Annotated in this window: 2 protein-coding genes and 1 pseudogene; all 3 read left to right on the top strand. The window is 55.6% G+C overall.

The features are described from left to right. The first annotated feature begins 939 nt into the window (after positions 1–939). A complete protein-coding gene (gene repA / locus EOA32_RS34855; protein ID WP_128374110.1) occupies positions 940–2,154 on the top strand; it encodes a plasmid partitioning protein RepA in 1,215 nt (404 codons plus the stop codon). A 17-nt stretch (positions 2,155–2,171) separates the two neighbouring features. Next, entirely contained in the window at positions 2,172–3,251 is a 1,080-nt protein-coding gene (gene repB / locus EOA32_RS34850) for a plasmid partitioning protein RepB (RefSeq protein ID WP_189407626.1), read from the top strand. Between the two features lie 157 nt (positions 3,252–3,408). Beyond that, a pseudogene (locus EOA32_RS34845) lies at positions 3,409–3,562 on the top strand (helix-turn-helix domain-containing protein); the annotation flags it as partial.

Here is a 3,562-nt window from a genome sequence, read left to right as displayed (position 1 = left end):
GGCGTCGGCTACCCTGTTCGGCTATCACGCAGCGAGCGGATAGTTCTCACCGGACCAGGCGGAGAACGCAGCGGCCAAGGCTTTCAGGTCGGGGACCGAGATGTGATGCACCACAGCGAATTCGACCTGCAACGCGGGGGAACTTCACCGAGAAAGGCCCTGACATGGCCGGGTTGCTGTTTGGCCAAATCTTGATCTGCAAGGCAATGCGCCAGCGCCGCGTCGCCCAGCTGCACGCTGTAGGGCCCGTTCACGGTCGTCAGGACGGATGCCAAATGCTTGCCCATGATGACCGCAAGGTAGTCTTTTCGGGCTGATGACACAATTTGCCACCTCCTTCGCTGTCGGGAATTGCGCGACGTCATCAAAGGATCGGGTATCTTGATCCTCTGTTGTTGAAGATCCGCCTCAAGAACGGATTGTCAGGCCCTCTAATACAGGCAAAATCGCGGCAAATCGGCTTGCGCGTTTCCGCCACATCGGGCGCCGCCCTCCCCGACCGAGGCTCCTGCGCAATCTCGACGCCAGCAGCGCCGGCGGTATCAGTCAGCCACCTGATCGAGACGATCGAGGACTTCACAGCCAACAATGCCCATTCCCGACCACTTCGGGATCCGATCAACACCACGGCAGCCCAGGCCCTTGCTGCTGGTCATCGGGGGCTGTGGCGTAGCTTAAGCGCGCGCCGATCTCTGAACGCATCAAGGCCGTAATCGTCGTGAAACGCTTCTCATCGGGCGCATTCCTAACAGAAACCCCGTTGCGTTCCCCGGGGATCTGCGGCGCAGCTGCCAATGAGTTTACGGCCGTAAACGACGTGACAGAGCAAGGCGTTAAGCTTTCGTTAACTTTAAAATCCTTGCAAGATCCAGAGAATCGGGCCTAAGTGCGATAAATGAGCCAATGCGGATAAATATTCGCACTTACAGGTTTCAGCCTATGAATATCGCATTCGACGCCAATAAGCCCCTTCTGGATTTTGATCAGCTGATCCTGAAGCAGGGTGCGGCGCTTTCCAGCCGTCTTGAAAAGCATCGTCTCGACAACTTTCCTCCAGACGCGGTGAAAACGCTTCGGCAGTTCCAGTTGTCCGAAGTCGCCTCCTACCTCGGAATCAGCGCTGGCTATCTCAAAAACTTATCATTGAACGGCAAAGGGCCACAACCGACGGTAACACCGACCGGGCGCCGCTCCTATACGGCCGAGCAGATGCTCGAAATGCGTCATTACCTCGACCAGAAAGGGCGGTCGGATTCTCGCATGTATGTTCCCCACCGCAAGGATGGTGAACACCTACAGATCGTAGCTGTCGTCAATTTCAAAGGTGGCAGCGGTAAGACTACCACTACTGCACATCTTGCCCAGCATCTTGCGTTGACTGGCCATCGGGTTCTTGCAATCGATCTCGATCCGCAAGCGTCTCTCACAGCATTGCACGGTATCCAGCCTGAACTGGATCAATTCCCGTCGCTCTACGAAGCCATCCGATACGATGAACATAAGAAACCGATTAGCGCGCTGATCCGCAAAACCAATTTTCCCGGTCTCGACATTATTCCGGCAAACCTCGAACTACAGGAATTTGAATACGATACTCCGCTGATCCTCGCCGAAAAAGGCACCCGGGACATGGGGCGGCTGTTTTTCACTCGTCTCGATGCAGCTCTCTCCGAGGTCGGAGACAAATTCGATGTTGTCGTCCTGGACTGCCCTCCCCAGCTTGGCTACCTGACCCTCACCGCCCTATCCTCAGCGACGGCGGTACTTGTAACGGTCCACCCGCAGATGCTGGACGTCATGTCGATGTGTCAGTTCCTGCTAATGCTTGGGGAGATACTCGACCCCATCAAGCGCGGCGGTGGCAACATGAGCCTCGACTGGATGCGCTATTTGGTTACCCGATACGAACCTGGCGACATCCCGCAGTCACAGATGGTTCATTTCATGCGGTCGCTTTTCGGAGGTTTTGTCCTCAAGAACGAGATGGTGAAATCCACGGCAATCTCTGACGCAGGCATCACCAAGCAGACCCTCTACGAGGTCGAGAGAAGTCAACTCACCCGGTCAACGTATGATCGTGCCTTGGAATCTCTGCATTCCGTGAACGGGGAACTGATTTCGTTGATCCACAGAGCTTGGGGGAGGGCAAGCTGATGGCTAGGAAGGGCATCATGGCAGGTCTGTTGGATAAGGGCGCCGATGACGAGTTTACGCCCGTAAACTCATTCGGGAACAAGGCGCCTAATGAACAGAACAGGGACAGCGACTCCCAGCTTGCCGTTGCAAACTCGAGGGCTTCCAAGCCGACTACATCCGCCGGAGCTCCCGGACGCCGCGGCGCTTTCGGGATGATGAGCCGCGCCGCCGACGAGATGGCCGCTAAGGTTGCAGCTGCGGAGGAAATCGAGAAGCAGCTACTGTCCGGCACACAGATCATCAAACTGGACCCCGACCGGTTGGAAGCCTCGTTCGTCGTCGATCGCCTTGATGACGATGACGATTCAAGCCTACAGGAACTGATCCAGGCCATTGGCGAAAGGGGGCAGGACAGCCCGATCTTGGTACGGCCGATACCAGGTTTCGAAGGTCGCTTTCAGATCGTTTTCGGGCATCGTCGAGCCAAGGCCGCAAAAGCGCTCGGCATCAAGGTGAATGCAGCAGTCAAGCAACTCTCCGATCAGGAACACGTGATCGCTCAAGGGCAGGAAAACACTGCTCGTGCCGATCTCTCATTCATTGAGCGGGCGCTGTTCGCAAGGAAATTGGCCGAACAGTTTGACAACGCGACGATCATGTCCTCGCTGGCGATCAATAAGACCGTTTTGTCCAAACTGCAGTCTGTAACCACCAACATCCCGGAAGCCGTAATCTACAAGATCGGAGCTGCGAGGGGAGTTGGTAGGGACAGGTGGTACGATCTATCCATCCTCCTCAAGAGCAGCAATGTCGATAGCCTCGAACATCTGCTGGGGCAGGACAAGTTCAAGAAAGCCAGTTCCAACGACCGCTTTCTGATGGTCTTCAATCTCGCGAAGAAGGTCAACAAGACAGCCTCGACGAAGAAGCTGAAGGGACTAGCTGCCAACTGCTGGGCTCCTAAAGACAAATCAGTCAGCGTCATCACAAAATCACGTCCCAAGGATTTCTCGCTCGTGCTCACGGAAAGGGAGGCGAAGCCCTTCGGCGAGTGGATTTCAAGCAATCTGGGCGAACTCTACGAAGCGTTCAGAAAGTCGAAACAGGAGAACTGAAGCCGCAAAAGAAAAAGGCCCCCGAACGTCACCGTCGCGGAAGCCCTTCTCGTATCTAGACAATCCGAGAATCTCATTTTCGCGAATCAGTGTCAAGAGTTTTAAGCGTCGATTCGGCGGACGGATTTCTTTTGCCTAATTGAAGGCGAAGGAAGAAATGGAGACGGGTATTGCAACGACGCCCTTTGGGCGGCGGCCGATGTCGCTTGCCATGCTGGCAGCGCAAAACGAGTCACGGGAGATCCACAAGGGCAGGGTCGTCGACAAATGGCAGATCTACCGGAACCTCTGCGAGGGCAAGAGCATCATCG

The organism is Mesorhizobium sp. M1A.F.Ca.ET.072.01.1.1, from assembly GCF_004023325.1.
Lineage (GTDB): Bacteria > Pseudomonadota > Alphaproteobacteria > Rhizobiales > Rhizobiaceae > Mesorhizobium.
This window is presented reverse-complemented; position numbering and strand designations above follow the sequence as displayed.

Bases quoted from the DNA above. Each gene is read 5' to 3' on its own strand.
- repA (WP_128374110.1), top strand. From the start codon at position 940: ATGAATATCGCATTCGACGCCAATAAGCCCCTTCTGGATTTTGATCAG.
- repB (WP_189407626.1), top strand. From the start codon at position 2,172: ATGGCAGGTCTGTTGGATAAGGGCGCCGATGACGAGTTTACGCCCGTA.